Source organism: Janthinobacterium sp. BJB401, assembly GCF_013372745.1.
Taxonomy (GTDB): domain Bacteria; phylum Pseudomonadota; class Gammaproteobacteria; order Burkholderiales; family Burkholderiaceae_D; genus Janthinobacterium; species Janthinobacterium rivuli.
In genome coordinates, this window is record NZ_JABXFH010000038.1 from 1 (window position 1) to 22262 (window position 22262).

A 22262-nucleotide genomic window follows, 5' to 3' on the forward strand; every position below is an offset into this window, starting at 1 on the left:
CCGGTTATGGAAGTCAGAAATGACAATAATTTATTACGCCCTACTTAGCATCACCACCTGGAAGCGATGCCATGGCCACACTGGAATTCTGGTTCGATTTCGGCAGCAACTACAGCTACCTGAGCGCCATGCGCATCGAAGCGCTGGCGCGTGAAAAGAAGGTGCACGTGATCTGGAAACCCTTCCTGCTGGGCGTCGTCTTCAAGGCGCTGGGCTGGCAGACATCGCCCTTCATCTTGCAAAAACTCAAGGGTGATTACACGTGGCGCGACATGGCGCGCCAGTGCGAAAAGTACGCATTGCCATGGCAGCAACCGAGCTCCTTTCCCCGCACGGCCCTGCTGCCCATGCGCGTGGCGCTGATCGGCGCGGACCAGGGCTGGATCGCGCCGTTTGCGCGCGCCATGATGACGATGAATTTTGCCGCGGACCGCGATATCGACAACATCGAGGCCGTCAGCGAGGCCTTGGAGGAGCTGGGCCTCGATGCGCGCGCCGTCCTGGCGCTGGCTTTGACACAGGACAACAAGCTGCGCCTGCGCCGCCAGACTGAGCAGGCACAAGCGCTGAACCTGTTCGGCGCCCCCAGCTTCATCAGCAACGGGGAATTATTCTGGGGCAATGACCGGCTCGAGGATGCACTGCTGAATGCAGCAGCCAGCCGTCGTTAAACTCAGTTCCCCGCCAGCGCCGCGATCTCTTTCTGCATGTTTTCAATGGCCCGCGCGTTGTACTGGTCGGCAAAATACGCATCGCCAAACAGCTGGCCCGCCTGCGCCTTGGCGCTCAGGTGCTGCAGGGCCAGGCCCCGCTGCTCGTTGAAGCGCACGGGGTCAACATGCGCGTATTCGCGGACGATGGCTTGCGTGTAGGCTTGATACACCTCTTCATCCTGCCCCAGGATGGCCAGGTCTGCGCTGAGCATGGCGTCCTTCAGCGCGTGGCTGATGCCGGGCCCCTGGAAGTGGTCGGTGGCGCGTATCAGTTGCGCCACATCCTGGTTGTCTCCGGCATCGAGGCCGCTGGCCAGCCACAGCTGGGCACTCGCCTCTTCGCTCGAATACAGGGCATCGTCGTCGTGGCTGTAGACGGCGTCGTGGAACCAGAACGCCTTTTTCACCAGCGCACTGTCGCGCTTGGGCGCAAAGGTATTGTCGGCCCACACGCGGATCTCGGACAAGCCGTGCACCAGATGGTCGAGGTTGTGATAGTGGCGGTCCGCGCCGCCATACGCCTGCGGCCCCGTCAGGTGGGCGAACCAGTGATCCGCCAGCGCGATGTCCGCTAGCGAGGCGGTGGCGTAGTTCCACAGCGCTTCCCACTCCTTGCGCAGGCAGTCGAGTATCCACGCCTGGTAGGCGGGACCGGGGACGAATTTCTTCATGGTCCAGTTCCAGCCGACGGGGCCTTCCAGCGCCTTGACGAAGCTGGAGCTGACGGAACCGAGGTCGCGCGGCGGCATGACGAAAATCGTCTTGGCGCCCTGCAGCACGTCCACATTGGTTTGCTGGATCAGGTTTTCATAATCAAAATCGGCCGTCGTGCGGATGCCGCGGATCAGGTAGTCGCAGCCATGCTTTTTCGCCGCGCGCGCCGTATAGTCGCCCTTGACGATAACCACCTGCACATTGTCCCAGCCGCACTCGCGCGCGCTCTGTTCGATGATGCGCTTGCGGTCTTCGGCGGGGAATTGCGGCTTCTTGGCGGGGTTTTGCGACAGGAACACGATCACCTCGTCGGCGAGCGAACGCGCTTCGCCGATCACCCACATGTGGCCGTTGGTGATGGGGTCGAGGGTGCCTGAAAAGCCGATCTTCTGCATGCTGCGCTCCGTTTGCTTGATTGCTTATTGCGCAGACAATATATGCCAGCGGCGCGCGCGTCAATGCAACATGCCAAAGATCATGATCAAAACGTTATTTTTTCACGGCTTGCGGGAATTCCACGCGCACGCACAGGCCGCCCAGGCGCTCGGATTTATCCAGCACCAGGCGCGCGCCATGGCGCTCGGCGATGGCCTTGATGATGGCCAGCCCCAGGCCGCTGCCGTTGGCGTCCGTGCCGGGCACGCGGTAGAAGCGGCTGAAGACGCGCTCGCGCTCTTCGGGCGGAATGCCGGGGCCGTTGTCTTCCACCGACAAGGTCACGCCGACGGGGCTGGCGCGCAGGTCGATATCGACCGTGCCGCCCTGCGGCGTGTACTTGATGGCGTTGTCGACCAGGTTGCGCAGCATGATGTTGAGCGCATCGGCCTGCCCCGCCACCTTGGCCGCATCCATGTGGTGCAGGCCCAGGTCGATCTTGCGCGCCTGCGCGATACCGGCCATGTCACCCAGCGCCCGCTTGACGACATCGTTCAAGTCCACCGCCTGCAGCTGGTCGCCGCTGGCGGCGCTCGCTTCCTGGCGCGCCAGCACCAACAGCTGCTCGACCAAGCGCGTGGCCCGCTCGATGCCGGCGCTCACGCGGCTGATCGCCAGGCTGCGCTTTTCTTCCGATTCGGCCCGTTCCAGGCTCAATACCTGCAATTTGAGGGCAGCCAGCGGCGTGCGCAATTCATGCGCGGCGTCGGCGACAAAGTGCTGCTGCGCGTCGAACGCCGTTTTCACGCGCCCGAACAGCAGGTTCAGTTCATGCACCAGCGGGCGCACTTCGTCGGGCAAGCCCGCTTCCGAAACGGGCGACAGATCGTCCGCCTGGCGCGCCGCCACCTGCTTGCGCACGCGCGAGACGGGCGCCAGCGAACCGCTGACGACCCACCAGACGACGAGCATCAATATCGGCGCCATCAGGGCAATCGGCCCCACCGTGCGCAGCGCCAGGCTGCCGGCCATGCGCTTGCGCACGGCCATGTCCTGGGCGATCTGCACGGTCTGGGAACTGGTTTGCACGGAGAAGATGCGGTAAGTCGTGCCGTTGGCCTTTACATTCGAAAAGCCCAGCACGGCGCGCTGCGGCAATTCCGCGCGCGTGATCGAACGGAAGACCTGCACGCCGTCCGGCGTCCATACCTGCACCACCATGTCATTGTTGACGGGGTCGGCCGGCAAGGCTTGCGCATGGTTGGCCAGCGGCGCGCCGGAGCGCAGCGACAGGGCCATCTGCTGCATGTGATAATCAAAAATCTGGTCGGCGTCGTACAGGGCGCTGCGGTAGGCGATCGACGCTTGCGCCAGGGCCGCCATGATGATGGCCGCCAGCAAAAACCACAGCAGACGGCCGCGCAGCGAATGCGTCACCGTGACCTTCATCCTCATGCCTTGGGCACCATGTAGCCGAGGCCGCGCACGTTCTGGATCAAGTCGCTGCCCAGTTTCTTGCGCAAGCCGTGGATATACACTTCCACGGCATTGCTGTTGACTTCATCCTTCCAGCTGTACAGTTTTTCTTCCAGCTGCGCCCGCGACAGCACGATGCCGGGACGCGCGATCAGCGCTTCCAGCACGGCCCATTCGCGCGCCGACAGGTTGACGGGATGGCCCTCGGCGATCACTTCGCGCGTCAGCGGATTGATGGACACGCCCTGGTGTTCAAAGATCGGTTCCGGCCGCCCCGAGGCGCGCCGCAGCAAGGCGCGTATGCGCGCCAGCAATTCGTCGAGGTCATACGGTTTGAGCACGTAATCGTCGGCGCCCGCGTCCAGGCCCGCGATGCGCTGCTCGACGGCGTCGCGCGCCGTGGCCACCAGCACGGGCGTGTCGAGCTTGCGCAAACGCATCGAGCGCAGCACGTCGAGGCCATCCTTGCGCGGCAAGCCCAGGTCCAGCAATACCAGGTCATAGGTCTGCGTCTGCAGGGCCGTATCGGCCATGTCGCCATCCTTGACCCAGTCCACCGCGTAATGCTCGGCGCGCAGCAAATCGAGCACCACTTCGCCGATCATCGTATCGTCTTCTACCAGCAATAAGCGCATGGCTGCTCCTTGTTCAATTTTTCACCCCAAAGGCGAAAAACCGGGGTCGAACCCTGAGGGTTCGACCCCAGTATTTGCCCTTGGGTTTGCTTCTTCATTAACCTAAACGTACGGGAATAAAAATCTTGTCCGGTCCCCGCTGTATCAGCAAGGCGACCGACTTGGCGGATTTTTCCACCACGTCGCGCACCTGCTCGACCGTGTTGACGGGACGGCCATTGACCGACAATAGCACGTCGCCCGGCTGCACTCCGGCATTCGCGGCAGCACCGCCCGCGTCTTCCACCAGCAGGCCGGCGCTGATGCCCGCCTCGCGTTTTTCATCCGATTGTAACGGACGCAGGGCCAGGCCCAGCTTTACCTTGCCGGCGGCGCTGTCGCTCTTCGCCACTTCGGCCACCTTGTCGGCCGCATTGCCCAGGGTTGCCGTCAGGCTCACGATCTTGCCGTCACGCCAGACATCCATGCTGATCTTGTCGCCTGGCAAAGAGGTACCCACCAGCGCCGGCAAGTCGGCCGAGCCGATGATGCGCTGGCCATTCACCTTGCGCACCACGTCGCCCGATTTCAGGCCCGCCTTGTCGGCCGGGCTGCCCCGCTCCACATTGGCGACCAGCGCGCCTTCCGGCGTGGCCAGCTTGAACGAGTCGGCAAAGCCCTGGTTGACTTCCTGCACCGTCACGCCCAGCTTGGCATGGCTGGCCTTGCCTGTGGCGACGATCTGGTCCTTGATACGGCCGGCCAGGTCGATGGGGATGGCGAAGGACAAGCCCTGGAAGCCGCCCGTCTGGCTGTAGATCTGCGAATTGATGCCGACCACTTCGCCGCGCGTGTTGAACAGCGGGCCGCCCGAGTTGCCGGGATTCACCGCCACATCGGTCTGGATGAACGGCACGTTGCTGTCGTCCGGCAGGGAACGGCCCTTGGCGCTGACGACGCCGGCCGTCACCGTGCTGTCGAAGCCATACGGCGAACCGATGGCCAGCACCCACTCGCCCACCTTCAGGTCGCTGGAATGGCCGAGCGGCACGATGGGCAGGTTGTTGGCGTCAATTTTCAATACTGCGATGTCCGTCTTCGGATCCGTACCCAGCACCTTGGCGCGGAATTCGCGGCGGTCGTTCAGCTTGACGGTCACTTCACGCGCATCGCGCACCACGTGGGCGTTCGTCATGATGATGCCGTCGGGGCTGACGATGAAGCCGGAGCCGAGGCCGTGCGTGGGCACGTCGCGGCCGCCGCGCTGCCCGCCTTGCGGACCCTGGAAGCGGCGGAAGAATTCGAAGAACGGATCGTTGCCGAAATCGTCATTGCCAGCCTGGGCCGATGGGTCGTAGGCCACCTTGGTGCTGCCCGTGACGCTGATATTGACGACGGCCGGGCTGTTGCGCGCGGCGATCTGGCTGAAGTCGGGCAAGGCCACCAGTGGCGAGGCAGCGGCAGGCGCGACAGCGGCGGCCACGGGTGCTGCGGCGGCGGCCGCTGCGGCATTCGCGCCGGCATTGTTCTGATGCACCACCATGGCGCCGCCGGCGCCCAGCACACCGATCGCGGCCAGCGCGGCTACGGTGCGTTTGATTTTCAGGGATGCGGTATTCTTTTGCTGTTCCATGAATTGCTCCTCATTCAATGAGATTTTGATGTATGCAATAGTGGGCCACGAGTCTTAGGCGGTGCTTAACATTTTTCCATTTGGAAACAGGCATTTGCGCCTTTAAGCAGGGTTTAATCTTGCCTGCCGCACGCATGTCGCATGGCGATCAAGGAGGACCCGAACGGGCTCCGGACGTGACACTGGCCGGATCAACCGGCCAGTATTTTACTGCATGGAAAGAGCCTACCTGGGCGCCGGAGGGGCGCCGGGGTCAGCTCAGCTCAGATCAGGCTGCCTGGCGCTGTTCCAGCACGCTGACGGTATCGCCGCCGCTGCCGATCTCGATCTTGCGCGGTTTCAGCGCTTCCGGCACTTCACGCACGAGGTCGATGGTCAGCATGCCGTTTTCAAACGTGGCGCCCGTGACTTTCACATGGTTGGCCAGCTGGAAACGCTGTTCGAAATCGCGGGCAGCGATGCCGCGGTGCAAGAACGTGCGCTCGACGCCATCTTTCTGCTTGCGGCCCGTGACGTGCAGGGAATCGCGTTCGGTGATGATGTCGATCTCTTCGCGCGAGAAGCCGGCCAAGGCCATCACGATGCGGTATTTATCTTCCGACACCAGTTCGATGTTGTATGGCGGATAGCTCGGTTGCGCATCGGCGCGCTGTTCGTTGAGCAGCTGTGCCAGGCGGTCAAAGCCAATGGCGGAACGATACAGGGGAGCAAGGTCAAAAGTACGCATGATAAATATCCTTTTCAAATGAAGCGATAAGAGGGGCGGACCTCACCATGAGCATCCGCTTGCTACCAATCTAAGGACGATCAAGCGGCCTTCAAGGCCTTGAAATTGGCGAAAAGCGCCCCAGACCTCGCGAAATTTGTAAGAAATTTTTACAAGCTCCCTCCAAGGGGATTTTGCATGGCGCCCCCCATGCGGGGCCGGCTTTTGGTGTATGCTGGCGGCATGAACAATGACACCGACATCCAGCTCAGCGGCCCCTTCAAGGCCACCGACGGCTCCGGCCGTGCCCTCGACATCAAGGCCATCCGCATCTTCGACGAAGGCTACGGCATCATCGACGTCTACGTCGATTTCGCCGCCCCGCTCGAAGCGGGCGCCTACAAGGACAAGACCCTGGTCGGCCACATCCTGGCCCGCCTGCGCAGCCTCGGCTACGTTGGCCCCGACTTCGGCCATGGCGACCTTGGCCTGCAAGACAAGAAACTGATCGTTCTGGAAGCTCCTGAGGAATTTTCCGCCTTTGCAATCAGCAAAGGCTGGAAGGATCTTTCGGCAGAATTCGACGAGGACTGAGCCGTTTTCTCCCCATCTGCGCCGTACCCGCATCTTGCCGGTACGGCGTTTTTCATGGGTGAAGACTTAATTCAGCTTAGTTGCTTAGTTGATATAGCGCGCGCTCCACGCGGCAATGACGTTGGCGACATACGCCGCGTCATCGCGCCCCGTCAATAAATGGTCGGCATCGTCGAGTGAAACGAAGCTTTTCGGGTGCTTGGCTGCCGTAAAGATATCCATCGCATTCGACAGGCTCACCGTCGTGTCGTTCGGCGCGTGCATCACCAGCAGGGCGCGGCGCAGGCCGGCGATGTGTTCCTTTAAACTGTGGCTGCCCGCGTCGTCGACGAATTGCTGGCGAATGCGGAAAGGCCGCCCTTCCAGCTGCACCAGCGCTTCGCCTTCGGCGGCGATTTTTTCCAGGTGGTCGCTGAACATGCGCGTCACGTAGGCGGGCGTGCTCGGCGCGGCCAGGGTGGCGATGGCGGTGGCTTCCGGCACTTGCGACGCGGCGGCCAGCACGGCCGCGCCGCCCAGGCTGTGGCCGATCAGCAATTGCGGCGCGGCGTGTTTTGTCCGTAGGAAATCGGCAGCGGCGACCAGGTCGTCCACGTTCGACGAGAAATTCGTGGCGGCGAACTCGCCCTCGCTGGCGCCCAGTCCCGTGAAGTCGAAGCGCAGCACGGCGATGCCGTGTTCCGTCAAGCCTTGCGCGATGCGCCGCGCGGCCAGCACGTCCTTGCCGCAGGTAAAACAGTGGGCGAACAGCGCGTAGGCGCGGATGGCGCCGTCGGGCGCATCGAGGCGCGCCGCCAGCACATGGCCATGCGCGCCGGGAAAATCTTGCCGGGTGGATTTCATTGTCTCAGATCAAAGCTGCCGCGCAGGGCGGCCGATGGCGCATTGTAGCGCCGTCCGGCCACGGCTGTTTTAGCCACGCGATGGGATGTCGACACCCTTGATGACAGCAGGCCGGGCCAGGAAAACATCCAGCACGCGCTGCACATTCGGGAAATTGCCAAAACCGACGAGATCGCCCGCACCATAGAAGCCCACCAGACAGCGCACCCACGGGAAGATGGCGATGTCGGCAATCGTGTACTGCTCGCCCATGATCCAGTCGCGGCCCTGCAGGCGCTGTTCAAGCACGCCCAGCAGGCGCTTGGCTTCGCCAAGATAGCGCTCGAGCGGACGCTTGTCTTCGTAGTCCTTGCCGGCGAATTTGTGGAAGAAGCCCACCTGGCCAAACATGGGGCCGATACCGCCCATCTGGAACATCAGCCATTGGATCGTTTCATAGCGCAGGCCCGCGTCCTGCGGGATGAACTTGCCCGTCTTTTCTGCCAGGTACAGCAGGATGGCGCCCGACTCGAACAGGGCCAGCGGTTTGCCATCGGGACCGTTCGGGTCGAGGATGGCGGGAATCTTGTTGTTCGGATTGAGGGACAGGAAGGCGGGCGACAGCTGGTCGTTCTGCTCGAAGCTGACCAGGTGCGGCTCGTACGCCAGGCCCAGCTCTTCCAGCAGGATGGAAACCTTGATGCCGTTCGGCGTGGGCAGCGAATACAGCTGCAGGCGCTCGGGATGCAGTGCAGGCCATTTTTGGGTAATGGGGAAGTCGGAAAGTTGGGACATAGAAATCCTTATTGAAGTGGTTGACGCGGCGCAAGCAAGTATAGCCAAGCATGGCAATTTCAGCAGGACAGCGCATTTAGCCAAACAAGCCATGCAAAAACCAGCGCGGCGCGGCGTCTTCCGCGCTGCCGGCGATGCGTTCGCGGTAGACCCAGTAATGGGCGTGGTCGAGGCCTTCGGCAATAAAATAATCGCGCGCCTGCGACTGGCCCCACCAGCCTGCCTCGATGCGTTCGGCAACGGACACCATTTTCAAAGGCGAGCCATAAAACGGCCGGTGCTCGCGCATCAAGAGGGCGATGGGCTGGGCCAGCAGCCAGCCTGGACGGGGCATGCCGGGCAAGCCGGGCGGCAAGTCCGGCTGCGCGATTTTTGCACCTGGCCTGGCCGGCAGCGGCAGCCACTGGTTGGCCGCTTCGGGGCGGTAATCGGCGCGCGGTGATGCCTGCAAGACATTCTCGCTCCCCAGGCGCGCCACCAGCAATTCCAGCAAGCGCTGGCGCTCCTGCGGCGTGCCGCCCGGCTCGGGGAACAGGCTGTCGCTGGGCGGCGCCATCGGCTGCACCTGCAGCGCTTCCAAGGTCAAGCCGATCACGGGCGCGTCCAGCACCAGCTGCGCCAGGCGTTCCTTGAGCAGGCGCACCAGGTGCTCGTCGCGCCAGACGGCCTCGCCCAGCGCCAGGTCGATGACGGTGGGCGGGCGCGCCACCCTGCCCCGCTCGTGCGCCAGCAGCAACTGTATGCGCTCGACGGCAAATTGCCGCGCGCACAACCAGCCCGTCATTTGCTGCAGCAGGCGGCGCGCGCCGAACAGCAGCGCGTCGGCGTGCTCCACGCGGTCGAACAATTCCAGGCTGGCGCGGAACGTGGGCGGCGCTTCGAGCCACACGAACAGTTCCGTGCTGTGGCCATGCGCGTCGTCGAGCATGTCCAGCAAAGCCCCGCCGCAGCGGCGCTGCAAGCCGGGCCGCGGCAAGTGGCGCAACTGCCCCAGGGTGCGGCAGCCGATGCCCTCGAACCAGTCCAGATAGGCGCGCGCGGGCGGCAGCAGAGCGCACGGCAGGCCGTCGAGGCGGCGGGTGAGGCTCTCCATGCCCAGCACGCGGCTCCGGCGCGTGCCGGCGCGCGCCAGCAGCCAGGCGCCGCGCGCCGTGGGAGCGCACGACAGCTGGGCCGTGTAACCGAGCGCGCGCAAGCTGGCCGCGATGTGCCGGCACAGGGCGCGCACGCCGCCAAACAGGCGCAGGCTGGCGCCCGCGTCGACCAGCAGGGTCGCTTCCTCGCCCTGCGCCACCAGCGGCGAATATTGCAGCAGCGCCAGCGCCACCGCTTGCAAGGCTTGCGCTTCCAGTTCAAGCGAGCGCTCGTGCAGGCGCGCCTGCGGCGCCAGCATCAGCGCGCCGGCGCGGCGCATGCCCGGCTTGATGCCGGCGGCCAGCGCCAGCGGCGACAGGGCCATCACTTGCTCCTGCTCCAGCACCACGCCCAGCTGGTCAGCCGACCAGCGCGGGCAAAACACTTCGAGCGGGAGCCGGGGCAGGCACAGGCCGATCCAGAGTCGCATGGCGTGGCAATAATGAAGGAGGTTGCAGGGGCAGGAACAGGGGCGCGTCGCGCTGCGGTCCCCGGCGCTTGATGAAGCCGATCTCGATGCCGCCGGCGGCCGGGCGCACGGACAGGCGCAGCGGCGCCGGCGACGCATCCTGCGCGCCGTGCAGCGGGCGCAGCATGCAAAACAGGGTGTTGCCGCCTTGCGCGGCCAGGTGCAGGCGGCGCAGGCTGTCGGCGCGCACGTGCTGCTGCCAGAACAGCAAGGCGCCGCAACTGCCACTGCGCAAGATGTTTTCCGCCGCCCACAGGGCATCCTTGCTGCTGGCGCTTTTGAGCCACAGCAGCTGCGACGGCGCCAGTCCCTGCGCGGCCAGGGCCAGCGCCTGCGGCGGATGGGGCGGCTGCAGCAGCACGATGGGCAAGCCCTGCAGTTGCGCCAGCGCGGGCGCCAGCAGGCGCAATTCGCCGCTGCCCGCCTGCTGCACCAGCAGATCGATGAGACTGCCGCTGGGCCAGCCACCGCCGGGCAGCTGCGCGGACAGGGCGGCAAAGCCCGTGTCCAGGCAGCGCGTGGCGCCCTGCCCCAGCTGCGATGCGCGCCATAAAGACGGGTGCAAGGCTTCCGGCGAGGCCATCAATTGAGAATGTTGCATCATTGAATAGATAGATGAATACTGTATGCATATACAGTACTATCCAGCCCCGCTTTTGGCAAGGTTTATCTGACTGCCGCTATCGCAGGGGCCGCTCCGCCATGTCCGAAAAACCCCGTTTTTGGCATCGATTGCTGTACCATAAGCACTCTCCTTACCGCTCGGCAATGCACCGGGCGGCTTCCTCCGTCCATAAGGAAACGCATTTGACCACCATCCAAATCATCAGCGCCATCGTCTTCGGCCTTGCGCTCATCCACACTTTTGCCGCCAAGTCGTTTGAAACCTTGTCGCGTCGCCATCCCCGCCATGCGGGCCTGCTGCACTTGCTGGGCGAAGTGGAAGTCGTGTTCGGCTTCTGGGCCTTCATCCTGATCATCATCATGGCCTTTGTCTCGGGCAGCGATGCGGCCATCGAGTATGCCGAGTCGCGCCATTACACGGAGCCGCTGTTCGTCTTTGTCGTCATGGTCGTGGCCGCCTCACGCCCCGTGCTCGACGCCGTGCAGCGCCTGTTGAAAAGCGTGGCGCGCGTGATGCCGCTGCGCACGGAACTGGCCCTCGTCTGGCTGGGACTGGCGCTCGTTCCCCTGACGGGCTCATTGATCACGGAACCGGCCGCCATGACCCTGGCCGCGCTGATGCTGGCGCCGCAAATCTTCCGCCCGGGCATCCCTGAATGGCTGAAATACGGCGCGCTGGGCGTGCTGTTCGTCAACGTTTCCATCGGCGGCACACTGACTTCGTACGCGGCGCCGCCCGTGCTGATGGTGGCCACCACGTGGAACTGGGACAGCGCCTACATGGCCAGCCATTTCGGCTGGAAGGCCGCCATCGCCGTGCTCGTCAACGCCACGGGCGTGAGCATCCTGCTGCGCAAATACCTGCACAGCAACACTTCCGACATCAAGCCGAAAGCGGGCGAAGTGGAAGCGCCGAAAGTACCGCTGGCCGTCAGCCTGGTGCACATGATCGTGCTGGCCGGCGTGGTGACACTGGCGCACCATCCCGTGCTGTTCATCGGCCTGTTCCTGTTCTTCCTCGGCTTCGTGCAGGCGTACGAGCGCTATCAAAGCCCGCTGATCCTCAAGGAAGGCTTGCTGGTCGGCTTCTTCCTGGGCGGCCTGGTGGTACTGGGCGGCATGCAGCAATGGTGGTTGCAGCCCATCGTTTCCAGCCTGAAACCGCTGGCCCTGTTCTTCGGCGCCCTGGGCTTGACGGCGATTACCGACAATGCGGCCCTCACTTACCTCGGTTCGCTGATCGTCGGCATGACGGACGAAGCGAAATACATGCTGATGGCCGGCGCCGTGGCCGGTGGCGGCCTGACCGTCATCGCCAACGCGCCGAACCCGGCCGGCGTGGCCCTGCTGCGCCGCGGTTTCAAGGATGAATCGATCGGCGCCGTCGGCCTGCTGGCCGGTGCCCTGCTGCCAACGGCCGTGTCTGCCGTGGCCTTCCTGGCCCTGTAAGCCTCATCACGGGGCGGCTGCCGGCCGCCCCGTTACCCTTCAGCATCCTTCCTCAGTTACCCTCATACACGAGAAAATGCAGCCGGTCATAGAACAGGCTGTAGGCGTAGTCGAACGTGCCCACGCTGCGAAAACCCTTGTGCAGATACACTTGCAGCGCTTCGCTCTTTTCCCACACCGTCAGGGTGATGCGCGCACAGCCCTTGCGGCTGGCCAGGTCGCGGATTTCAAGGAACATTTGCCGGAACAAACCCTGGCCCCGGTATTTCTCGTCGATGGCCAGGCTGCTGACGAAACAGTCGTCGGCGCGCGCATGCGCGAGCACGAAGGCGTCATACGCATCGTCAAGCGCCTTCATGTCGTCGCGATAATATGACACGGCGCCGCAGGCCTGGAACTCGTCCATCGTCGCGGCCGTGAAGAAGCCAATGAAACGCCCGTCCTCGTCATGCAGGCCGTGGATGTGTTCCAGATACGGGTCGATATTTTGCCGCCGCTGCAATTCGACGAACTGCAGATTGAGTTTGTTGCCGAACGAGCAGTATTCAAGGTAGCTGGTGGCAAACAGCAGTTTCGCCATGCGGTTCTTCGTCTCGTCGTCCAGCAGTTCGCCCGCCACCAGCGTGAGCGGCGCATGCGACAGCAAGTCCGCCTGCGCCTCGTCACTTGGCGGAGGCGCATCGCCGGCGGCCGGCATGCGGCTGCCGTGGCGGCCCACCGTCGGGCGCCAGAAATTGCCGGCGGTAATCTGCTGCGAACGGTGGGCCAGCAGGTAGCGGCAAAAGACGGCATTCACGCGGTCCAGCTGCGGGTCGTCCGACAGCACCGAGTAATAGTGAAAATGATCGATGTCGGCCCGCAGCTGGGCCGCATACGCCATGCGCGGCACTTCCTCGATGTCGAACACGTCGACGATGTCGGGCAGGCGCAAAGGGTCATCGAGCCGCCAGTCGATGTCGTCGAGCCGCGCCACGCAGCGCGCATATGCGCGCCGTTCCTCGTCGCTCAAGGGGATGTGCATGTCGGTAATGATATCGTCCAGCAGGCGCATGCCGCGGATGCCGCCCGCCACCGCTTCGCGCGCGCCGTCATATAACACGCAATAGCGCTGGTAGAACTCGGCATGGCTGAGCAGGGTCACGCCCAGGTTCTTCTTCCATTCGGCATAGAACTGGCCAAACAGCTGCGCCTCGAATTGCGGGCAGGAACGGGGAACCTGCGCATCGATACCCGCATAGGCGAGGTTCACATTGCGCTGGATCACGCGCAGCGCCGCATCGTTCTTCTTGGCGATCAGCATGCCCGTTTCATCAAGAAACAGATTCATCCAGCTGACATGCCGGCGCTCTTCTCCCTCGCCTTCCCTGCGCTGGAAATAATCGGGCACTTCCGGCTTCATCAGGAAAATCGTCGCCGGATTGTGCGGCACCGTATCGACATCCATATACATGCCGCCGTATTCACACATGATGAGGATGCGGAAATAATCGGACAAGGTGGCGAAGTAGCGCTGCGTATGCAGGGTATCGAGGATGCCGAAGCGGGCCGGCACGAAGTCCAACGCCAGCGCGCGCAGCGAGTTGATATGCAGGGTCGTGCCGCCGATGGCGTAGCGGCCTATGGTGTAGCGCCCGGCGCCGCCCGTGGGGCTGAAGCGCTCGTCATGGCGCAGCTGCTGCGCATCCCACACCCACAGGATGGAGACGTACGGCGCGCCGCCGTTGTAGCGGACTTCCTCCAGCGCCGCGCCCCACTGCCAGATCGCTTCGGAAGCGATGGCCGGCAAGGGGCCGCCCATCCAGATGCGGTGCAGGTAGCGCTCGTCGTCGCCCAGCGCGCGCGTGGGGATGCAGCTGAGCGAGGAGCAGCTTGCCGCGTTGAAATGGTTGAAGTTCAGGGCGACGAAGCTGCGCAGGGCCGCGATACCCGCCTGGTGCTCCACGGCCAGTTGCTCCAGATCGCTGCCAGCGGGCCGGACATCGGCCAGGGTGATGTAATCGAGTTTCAGCCGGTTGATGCGGAACTCGTATTCGAGGTTGAAAATCTTTGCTTGATCGTGTTTCGAGGCCAGGTCATCTATTTTCATGGGCGCACCATTTTCCGCAGGAGAGTGTCAATGAACTTCGCAGGAGGTAAAACAAGGTCGAGAACAGGCGCATCGTTGCGCCATCAGTGCCGGGCCAGCCGCACCCCGCTTTCCCGGCGCCCCGCCATGCCCCGCGTAAACAGCAGCAGGCAGGCCGTGATGGCCACGATGACGGGAATATTGAGCAGCGCATACGTTTCCAGCGCATAGCCGAAGCGCTGGCACAGCACGTTGTACAGCTGCAGCCAGGCGGACAGATAAATGCAGTACAGCAAGCTCATGGCGGCCGTCGTCAAGGTCATCGACTCCTTGCTGGCCGTGATCGCGCTGCGTATCAGGGCGCCATTGAACAGGCCAAAGCCGATGGAATAGACAAACATGCAGGCGGCAAACACGTCGACGTGGTGGCGGCCCGCGCCGGCACCCAGCATGCCGGCGGCCGCGATCAGCCCGCCCAGGCGCAGCAGGGACACGAGCGGAAAATCCTGGCGCAAACGCTGGATGGCGATGCTGCTGAGGACAAAACCCGACAAGATCACGCATTGCAGGGCGATATACGTGGCGTACGAGGCGCCCATTTCCTGCAGCACGAATATGGGCGAAAAACCGATCCAGGCCGTCAGGGGCACGGTGGCCAGCCCGGCCGTGAACATGCCGAACATGAAGCGCCCATTGCTGAAAATGGCGACATAGCTGCGCACGATGGCGGCCAGGTCCGGGCGCGTGACGGCCGGCGCCGCGCGCGGCATGGTCTTGAACAGGCCCAGCAAGGACAGCAGCGCCAGCAAGCCGGAGAGGAAAAAGACGTAGCGCCAGTCCAGCCGGCTGATGATGGCGCTGCCGAGGATGGGGCCGGCCAGGGGCGCGAGGATGGTGGTGCTCGACAGGATGCTGCTGAGCTTGACGGCGGCCATGTCGTCGAACAGTTCATGGATCATGGCATAGCCGACGAAGATGAAGCAGCAGCCCATGCCCTGGATGAAACGGGCGGCGAGAAATTGCTCGATCGACGTGGAAAATGGCACGGCCAAGGTGGCCAGCAGGAACAAGGTATTGCCGGTCAACACGAGCTTGCGCTTGCCGATGGTGTCGGCCAGCGGCCCCAGGAAAATCTGCAGCGAACTGCCGCCCAGCAGATACAGGCTCAGGGACAGGGGAACGAATTTTTCCTTTGCCTGGAACTCGCCGACGATGCCCAGCATGGCCGGCATGATCATGTCGTTCGACAAATAAATATTCAGTTCAAAGACGAGGAAAAACGCAAAAAACCACAGCAACTGCTTGGACTTGATGGACATGGCGCGTTCCGTAACGTGGGTGGCTGCCGTCAGTGCGTATCTGCCGTCGGGGCATGGGGCGGCAGACACGCTCACACTGAAAAAGTGTACCAATTGTATACCAGTTCGTATTTTTAGCGCCTGTTTTTGTGATTTTTAAATACCGCAGCAATACCACCTTGCAAAATTCATGCTGCTGCGATATTGGGAAATCTGCGCTGGAAAGGGCGCGGCCAGCGTACCGGCGCGCGGCAGCAGCCCTGTGGGGGAAAGGAAGAACGATGCGTACCAGTGCCCGCGCACCGTTGCGGCGCGCGGCACACTGGCTTACCGGCGGCGGTGGCTGGCGAAGAAATCGAGCAGCATCTTGCTGGCGTCGGGCCTGGCCTTGTCGTTGAACGGCAGGCTGGCGTCGCCGCCGCTCCACGCGTGCTCGAGGTGCTCGACCTGCGCCACGCGCAGCAGCACATCCTTGCCCACCTGATAATCGTGCAGCGCATACGCATGCGCCGGATTGCGCCCGCCCGCCGCGCCGCCAGGCAGGCGCTGCGCCGTCACCACGGTATCGAATGGCAGGCGGTTGACGCGCACGCTCTGGCGCACCAGTTGAGTCTGGTTAATGGGCCGCACCACCTTGTCGGCCAGCCCTTGCAGCAGGATGGTGGGCAGGCGGGGAAACGCCGGCTGGCGCGCCAGCACTTCATCGATGGCCGCGTCGGCGCGGGCGGCAGCGCCATGCTGCATCACGCCCAGCGCGCCGATCAGGTTATGCCCGGCGCCAAAAACGGGCCCGGAATGCAGGCCCAGCGCCGCGAACAGATGAGGATGGTTCAGGGCCACGATATGCGCCATGCCGGCGCCGGCGGAAATGCCGCAGATATAGATGCGCGCGCGGTCGATCGCATAGCGGGCCGCCACCTGCTCGATGGCGCCGACGATCAGGCGCACGTCGCCGCCGCCCTCCTGCGTCAGCTTGTCGTACCACTTCCAGCAGCGGCGCGCATGCGAACGCAGCGATTGCTGCGGATACAGCACGGCATAGCCTTTGCGCTCGGCCAGGCGGTTCATGCGCGTGCCTTCGGCAAACTGCGTGGCGCTCTGTTCGCAGCCGTGCAGCATCACCAGCAGCGGCCGGCCCCGGCTGCGCATGGCGGCGCTCGGCGCCTTCTCGGGCAGGTACAGGAAATATGGCAGGCGCCGGCCCGGCAACTGCCCCAGTTCCGGCAGCGGCGCATAGTGGGCGGCCAGCCACTTGCCCGGCGGAGGCGCCGTTCGCTTGCGCACGCGCGGTGGCGACAGGGGCGTGGCAAAGGGCGCCAGGGCGGGCACGGCGTCGCTGGCGGGCCTGGCGCGCGGCTTGGCGATTGTTTTGGCCTTGGTCTTGGCCACGGCCTTGCCCCGAGGTTTGGCCTTGGGCTTGGCCGGCACGGGGCCGAACAGCACCTTGGCCAGCTTGGTCGCCGTGCGCTGCTGCGCCTTACCGGCGCGCAATAGCCCGCGCAGCCATTTGGTGGCGGGCTTTACCATGGCGCGCGGCGCGCGTGTCGTTGTGGAGCGTACCGCAAGTTCATCCCTCTGCAGCGTTGCATCGTCAGCATGTGCGGCCTCCTCCTTGGAACGCATAGAGTACCGCAATTGGCTGACAGCACCGTACGGTTGCACACCGATAAAGTGCCGCTGGCACCATTGAGGCAGATCAAGCGCGACCTGGGGCGTATGCTTACTCTGGATGTTCGATCAGCACTTCACACGAGGAGAGAACACCATGAGCTATCTGGACCGCGACATCCTGGGCATGTACCGCAACCACGACGGCCCGGGGCCGGCCCTGATGGGGGCCGATACCCTGATCGGGGACGATGTCTACAATCACGACGACGAGGAACTGGGCGACATCAAGGAAATCATGCTCGACATGCGCACCGGCCAGATCGCCTATGCCGTGCTGTCCTTCGGCGGCATCATGGGCATGGGCGACAAGCTGTTTGCCGTGCCCTGGGAACGCCTGACCCTGGACACCGTCAACAAGCGCTTCCTGCTCAACGTCGACAAAGACCTGCTGAAAGACGCTCCCGGCTTCGACAAGAACAACTGGCCCGACATGGGCAGCGAAGCGTGGAACCAGCAGATGGAAGCGTTCTATGGCAGCGGCACGCGCTACGGCAGCGGCGCCATGGCAGGGGGCCACATGCCCTCCGGCAGCGACCTGCGCAGCGGCGCCAGCCTGCAATCGGGCAGCGAAGGCAGCATGTCCGGCAGTTCCATGAGCGGCAGCCGCGCCGGCACGGGCGGCAGCCAGGGCGACCTGGGTTCGCGCTCATCGCTCAGCGATGATGATGATCTCAACAAGCGCACTTGAGCCGGGTAGGTCGGTAGGTCAGGTAGGTCGGGTAGGTCGGGTAGGTCGGATTAGCGGCGCAGCCGCGTAATCCGACACCACCAGCGGCACGGTTAACACCGCCAAACCGTTAACTCCGGCTAACACCGCTACCCCCACACCACCATCGCGCCAACGATATTGTCGGATTACGCGCGCCCTTCGGACGCGCTCATCCGACCTACCGCTGCATCGACTCCCAAACCTTCTGCAGCCGTTTCGCCGACACCGGCATCGGCGTCCGCAACTCCTGCGCAAACAGCGACACGCGCAGCTCTTCGAGCATCCAGCGGAAGTCGACGAGTTTCGGATCCGTGTTCTTGCCGGCCTGGCGGTCCTTGGCCTGGCGCAGATACGGCGCGGCGGCCGATTGCCACTCGGCCATCAACTTGGTGTCGCGCGTGGGGTCGGCGCGCAGCTTTTCCAGGCGCACATTGATCGCCTTCAGATAGCGGGGGAAATGCGCCAGCTGCGTGTACTCGTTTTCCGTCAGGAAGCGTTTATGCACGAGGCCCTGCAGCTGCGACTGGATATCGGTGGCGGCCGCTGCGGGAATATTTTGTAGCCGCTTCGGCAAGCCGTGGAATTCCGTCAGCACTTGCGACAGCAAACGGGCGATTTCATTCACCAACAGAACCAACCGCGACTTGCCCTCCGCCTGGCGCTTGGCGAATGAAGCGGCGTCCAGCGGCAGCGGATCTTGCAGGCAGGCGATGTCGAGCGCCTTGTTGATGATTTGCTCGCGCAACTCTTCCTGCGAACCGAGGGCCATGAATTGCATGCCCATCTGCTGCAAACCCGGAATGCTTTTCTCGACGTATTTGATCTGCTCCTTCATTTGCAGCGCGAACAGGCGGCGCAAACCGATCTTGTGCGTGCGGGCGGCCACGGTCGGGTCGTCAAACACTTCCAGGTCGCAATGCGTGCCCTTGTCGACCAGCGCGGGGAAGCCGATCAGGGTCAGCTTGCCCTGCACGATTTCCAGCAATTCCGGCAATTCGCCGAAGGTCCAGGCCGTCAAACCCATGTGCTGCGAGACGGTGGCGTTGCCTGACGCCGGTGCGGCCGCAACGGCAGCACCCTTGGCCAGCGCGCCACCCTTGCCTGCTGCCGCGCTGGCGCCCTGCGCTTGCGCTTGCAGCCTCGACGCCACTTGCGCGCCCGCCACTTTGGCGCCGGGTGTGCCCGTGCCCGACACGCCTGACACTTCGGCCAGTTTCTGGAAACTCTGGCGCGCCTGGCCGCCGAATTCCGCTTGCAGGGTGGCCAGGTTGCGGCCCATGTCGAGCTGGCGGCCATGCTCGTCGATCACCTTGAAATTCATGAAGTGATGGGCAGGCAGGGTTTCCGGCTTGAAGTCCGTCGTCAGCACATTGATCGTGATCTGCGTGCGGATGTCGAGGATGATGGCGTCGATCAGGTCACCGCGGCCAAACACGCCCGCTGCATGCACGCGCTCGCAAAATTTCGCTGCGTAATCGGGCAGCGGCACGCAGTGGCGGCGCAGCTTTTGCGGCAACGATTTTAATAGCAGATGCACTTTTTCCTTCAGCATGCCCGGCACCAGCCATTCGCAGCGCTCGCGCGGCAACTGGTTCAGCGCATACAGCGGCACGGCCAAGGTCACGCCATCGCGCACGCTGCCCGGCTCGAAGTGATAGGTCAGGCCCATTTCCAGGCCCGTCACGGACATGGTTTTCGGGAACAGGTCCGTCGTCACGCCAGCCGCCTCGTGGCGCATCAGCTCTTCGCGATTCAGATACAGCAGCTTCGGATTGTCGCGCGTTGCCTCTTTATGCCATTTCTCGAAACCAGCGCCATTGCACACGTCCGCCGGCAGCAGCTTGTCGTAGAAGGCGGCGATCAGTTCATCGTCAACCAGCACGTCCAGGCGGCGCGATTTGTGTTCAAGGTTTTCAATATCCTTGATCAGTTTATGGTTGTGCGCAAAGAACGGCGCGCGCGTGTCGAAGTCGCCGCCAACGAGCGCGTCGCGGATGAAGATTTCGCGCGCTTCCGGCAAGTTGAAATTGCCATAGTTGATGCGGCGCTGGCTGTACACCACCAGGCCGTACAGCGTGGCGCGTTCGGACGCCGTCACTTGCGCCGAGCGTTTTTCCCAGCGCGGCTCGCCCCACGATTTCTTCAGCAAATGCTCGCCGACTTTTTCCAGCCATTCGGGCTGGATTTGCGCCACGCAGCGCGCGTACAGCCGCGTCGTGTCGACCAGTTCGGCCGCCATGATCCACTTGCCCGGCTTTTTCAGCAGCGAGGAACCGGGCCAGATATGGAACTTGATGCCGCGCGCGCCCAGATACCCGGCACCCGGCTCGTCCTCGCCCTTGAAGCCGATATTGCCCAGCAAACCGGTCAGCAAAGCCATGTGCAGGTTATCGTAGGTGGCCGGTGCTTCGTTCAGGCGCCAGCCCTGTTCCTTGACGATGGTCAGCAACTGCGAATGCACGTCGCGCCATTCGCGCAAGCGCATTTGCGACAGGAAATTCGTGCGGCAATTATCCTGTAGCTGGCGGTTGGTTTTCTTGTGCTCGATGGCCGATTCGAACCAGCGCCAGATTTTCAGGTAGCTGAGAAATTCCGATTTTTCATCGGCGAATTTCTTGTGCGCCTCGTCGGCCGCCTGCTGGTGTTCCATCGGGCGGTCGCGCGGATCTTGCACGGACAGGGCCGAAGCGACGATCAGCACTTCCGTCAGACACGCGTTATCGAGCGCGGCCAGGATCATGCGGCCCACGCGCGGGTCCAGCGGCAGCTTGGCCAGCTTGTTTCCCAGCGGCGTGAGTTTGTTGACCTCGTCGACGGCACCGAGTTCCTGCAGCAATTGGTAACCGTCGGCGATCGCGCGCGCCAGCGGCGGCTCGATGAAGGGGAAGGTTTCCACGTCCGTCAGGTGCAATGATTTCATGCGCAGGATAACGGCCGCCAGCGAGGAGCGCAGGATTTCCGGTTCCGTGAATTTCGGGCGCAGCAGATAATCCTGCTCTTCATATAAACGGATGCAGACGCCATCGGCCACGCGGCCGCAACGCCCGGCGCGCTGGTTGGCGGCGGACTGGGCGATCGGCTCGACCTGCAGTTGCTCCACTTTATTGCGGTAGCTATAGCGTTTCACGCGCGCCAGACCCGCATCGACCACGTAGCGGATGCCCGGCACGGTCAGCGAGGTTTCCGCCACGTTGGTGGCCAGCACGATGCGGCGCGCATTGCTGGTCTTGAAGACCCTCTCCTGCTCTTCAGCCGACAAACGGGCGAACAGGGGCAAAATCTCCACGTGCGGCGGATGGTGCTTGCGCAGCGCTTCGGCGCAGTCGCGGATTTCGCGCTCGCCCGGCAAGAACACCAGCACGTCGCCCGAGCCGATGCGGCACAGTTCTTCCACGCCATCGACGACGGCATCCATCAGGTCGCGCTTTTCGCGCGCGGCAGCCGTCCTCTGGCCAGGTTTGTCAGGGTTGGCGGCACCGGGCATGGCCACCTGTTCGCGTTCCACGGGACGGTAGCGCACTTCCACCTGGTACAAACGGCCCGACACTTCGATCACGGGCGCCGGTTTTTCCGGCGTGCCGAAATGGCGCGAGAAGCGTTCCGCATCGATGGTGGCCGACGTGATGATGATTTTCAGATCGGGCCGGCGCGGCAGCAATTGCTTCAGATAGCCGAGCAGGAAATCGATGTTCAGGCTGCGTTCGTGCGCTTCATCGATGATGATGGTGTCGTAGTTTTTCAACAACGGATCGGTCTGCGTCTCGGCCAGCAAGATACCGTCCGTCATCAGCTTGACGGACGCGCCACGGCTCAGGGTGTCGGTAAAGCGCACCTTGAAACCCACCGTTTCGCCCAGCGGCGTACCGAGTTCCTGCGCGATGCGCTTGGCCGTCGACGAGGCGGCGATACGCCGCGGCTGCGTGTGGCCGATCATGCCCTTCTGTCCCCGTCCCAGCTCCAGACAAATCTTCGGCAACTGGGTCGTCTTGCCGGAACCCGTCTCGCCCGAAACGATGATGACCTGGTTTTCCAGCAAGGCCTTGGCGATTTCGGCGCGCCGGCCCGAGACGGGCAAGTCTTCCGGATACGTAATCGGTGGCAGCGGATTGCGGAAAGCCTTTTCCGCTTCGCGCGCGGCGCGGGCTGCGTCGCGGCTTTCACGGCTTTCCTGCCCCTCGCGCGGCGGGCGCGCGGCCTGGGGCTTGCCCTCTGCCGATCGCTGCTGCTGTTGCTGTTTCTGTTGTTCCGCGCGCGGCGGCTGCTGCCTTTGCTGGCTCACGGGCGGGCGCTGGCGGCCCTGCGCAGGCGTGGCGGCAGGCGCGGCAACATCCCCGCTGGCGGGCACATTTGCAACGTTGGAAGGAGGGGAAGACTTATTGCTGGCTGAAGACATTGTTTTTT

At 63.5% G+C, this 22262-nt stretch carries 17 protein-coding genes; 4 read left to right on the forward strand and 13 right to left on the reverse strand.

Annotated features, from left to right (window positions below):
• Nucleotides 1–71: 71 nt before the first annotated feature.
• Nucleotides 72–671, forward strand: a complete 600-nt coding sequence (locus tag HWE17_RS20960; protein ID WP_176390100.1) for a 2-hydroxychromene-2-carboxylate isomerase — start codon at nucleotides 72–74, stop codon at nucleotides 669–671.
• 2 nt (nucleotides 672–673) lie between these two features.
• Here the strand turns inward: HWE17_RS20960 and coaD are convergent, their stop codons facing one another.
• From coaD to HWE17_RS20985, 5 genes are all read right to left on the reverse strand, one after another.
• The gene (gene coaD, locus HWE17_RS20965) at nucleotides 674–1822 is read right to left on the reverse strand and encodes a pantetheine-phosphate adenylyltransferase (RefSeq protein ID WP_176390101.1); all 1149 of its coding nucleotides are present in this window, start codon (nucleotides 1820–1822) and stop codon (nucleotides 674–676) included.
• 94 nt (nucleotides 1823–1916) lie between these two features.
• Nucleotides 1917–3251, reverse strand: coding sequence for an ATP-binding protein (locus HWE17_RS20970; RefSeq protein ID WP_176390130.1), 1335 nt, complete (start codon nucleotides 3249–3251; stop codon nucleotides 1917–1919).
• Nucleotides 3252–3253: 2 nt separating this feature from the next.
• Complete coding sequence (locus HWE17_RS20975) at nucleotides 3254–3913, reverse strand: response regulator transcription factor (RefSeq protein WP_010400558.1); 660 nt, start codon at nucleotides 3911–3913, stop codon at nucleotides 3254–3256.
• 97 nt (nucleotides 3914–4010) lie between these two features.
• Nucleotides 4011–5525, reverse strand: coding sequence for a Do family serine endopeptidase (locus HWE17_RS20980; protein WP_176390102.1), 1515 nt, complete (start codon nucleotides 5523–5525; stop codon nucleotides 4011–4013).
• A 268-nt stretch (nucleotides 5526–5793) separates the two neighbouring features.
• Complete coding sequence (locus HWE17_RS20985) at nucleotides 5794–6252, reverse strand: Hsp20 family protein (RefSeq protein ID WP_035821223.1); 459 nt, start codon at nucleotides 6250–6252, stop codon at nucleotides 5794–5796.
• A gap of 222 nt (nucleotides 6253–6474) precedes the next feature.
• On the opposite strand from HWE17_RS20985, the gene HWE17_RS20990 reads away from it, so the two are divergent.
• Entirely contained in the window at nucleotides 6475–6825 is a 351-nt protein-coding gene (locus tag HWE17_RS20990; RefSeq protein ID WP_176390103.1) for a hypothetical protein, read from the forward strand.
• An 84-nt stretch (nucleotides 6826–6909) separates the two neighbouring features.
• Here the strand turns inward: HWE17_RS20990 and HWE17_RS20995 are convergent, their stop codons facing one another.
• The 4 genes from HWE17_RS20995 to imuA all read right to left on the reverse strand — a co-directional run bounded on the left by HWE17_RS20995 (nucleotide 6910) and on the right by imuA (nucleotide 10646).
• A complete protein-coding gene (locus HWE17_RS20995; RefSeq protein ID WP_176390104.1) occupies nucleotides 6910–7668 on the reverse strand; it encodes a S9 family peptidase in 759 nt (252 codons plus the stop codon).
• A 69-nt stretch (nucleotides 7669–7737) separates the two neighbouring features.
• Nucleotides 7738–8442 (reverse strand): glutathione S-transferase N-terminal domain-containing protein, encoded by a 705-nt coding sequence (locus tag HWE17_RS21000; RefSeq protein WP_176390105.1) that lies wholly within the window; start codon nucleotides 8440–8442, stop codon nucleotides 7738–7740.
• 76 nt (nucleotides 8443–8518) lie between these two features.
• On the reverse strand, nucleotides 8519–10006 hold the full coding sequence (locus HWE17_RS21005) for a DNA polymerase Y family protein (protein ID WP_176390106.1): 1488 nt from the start codon (nucleotides 10004–10006) through the stop codon (nucleotides 8519–8521).
• Entirely contained in the window at nucleotides 9936–10646 is a 711-nt protein-coding gene (gene imuA, locus HWE17_RS21010; protein ID WP_176390131.1) for a translesion DNA synthesis-associated protein ImuA, read from the reverse strand. The genes HWE17_RS21005 and imuA overlap by 71 nt, the downstream gene beginning before the upstream one ends.
• Nucleotides 10647–10852: 206 nt before the next feature.
• On the opposite strand from imuA, the gene HWE17_RS21015 reads away from it, so the two are divergent.
• A complete protein-coding gene (locus tag HWE17_RS21015; protein WP_035821230.1) occupies nucleotides 10853–12118 on the forward strand; it encodes a putative Na+/H+ antiporter in 1266 nt (421 codons plus the stop codon).
• 52 nt (nucleotides 12119–12170) lie between these two features.
• On the opposite strand, the gene HWE17_RS21020 is transcribed toward HWE17_RS21015, so the two are convergent.
• From HWE17_RS21020 to HWE17_RS21030, 3 genes are all read right to left on the reverse strand, one after another.
• Nucleotides 12171–14204 (reverse strand): GNAT family N-acetyltransferase, encoded by a 2034-nt coding sequence (locus HWE17_RS21020; RefSeq protein WP_176390107.1) that lies wholly within the window; start codon nucleotides 14202–14204, stop codon nucleotides 12171–12173.
• Nucleotides 14205–14287: 83 nt separating this feature from the next.
• Nucleotides 14288–15502 (reverse strand): MFS transporter, encoded by a 1215-nt coding sequence (locus HWE17_RS21025; protein ID WP_176390108.1) that lies wholly within the window; start codon nucleotides 15500–15502, stop codon nucleotides 14288–14290.
• Between the two features lie 306 nt (nucleotides 15503–15808).
• Entirely contained in the window at nucleotides 15809–17008 is a 1200-nt protein-coding gene (locus tag HWE17_RS21030) for a PHB depolymerase family esterase (RefSeq protein ID WP_176390109.1), read from the reverse strand.
• 238 nt (nucleotides 17009–17246) lie between these two features.
• Between HWE17_RS21030 and HWE17_RS21035 the strand changes: the two genes are divergently transcribed.
• Nucleotides 17247–17840 carry a PRC-barrel domain-containing protein gene (locus tag HWE17_RS21035; RefSeq protein WP_176390110.1) on the forward strand — a complete coding sequence of 198 codons (594 nt, stop codon included), beginning with the start codon at nucleotides 17247–17249 and terminating at the stop codon, nucleotides 17838–17840.
• Nucleotides 17841–18039: 199 nt separating this feature from the next.
• Here HWE17_RS21035 and hrpA read toward each other — a convergent pair whose 3' ends face one another.
• Nucleotides 18040–22254: an ATP-dependent RNA helicase HrpA gene (gene hrpA / locus HWE17_RS21040; protein ID WP_217916839.1), complete on the reverse strand. Its 4215-nt coding sequence runs from the start codon at nucleotides 22252–22254 to the stop codon at nucleotides 18040–18042.
• Nucleotides 22255–22262: the final 8 nt, after the last annotated feature.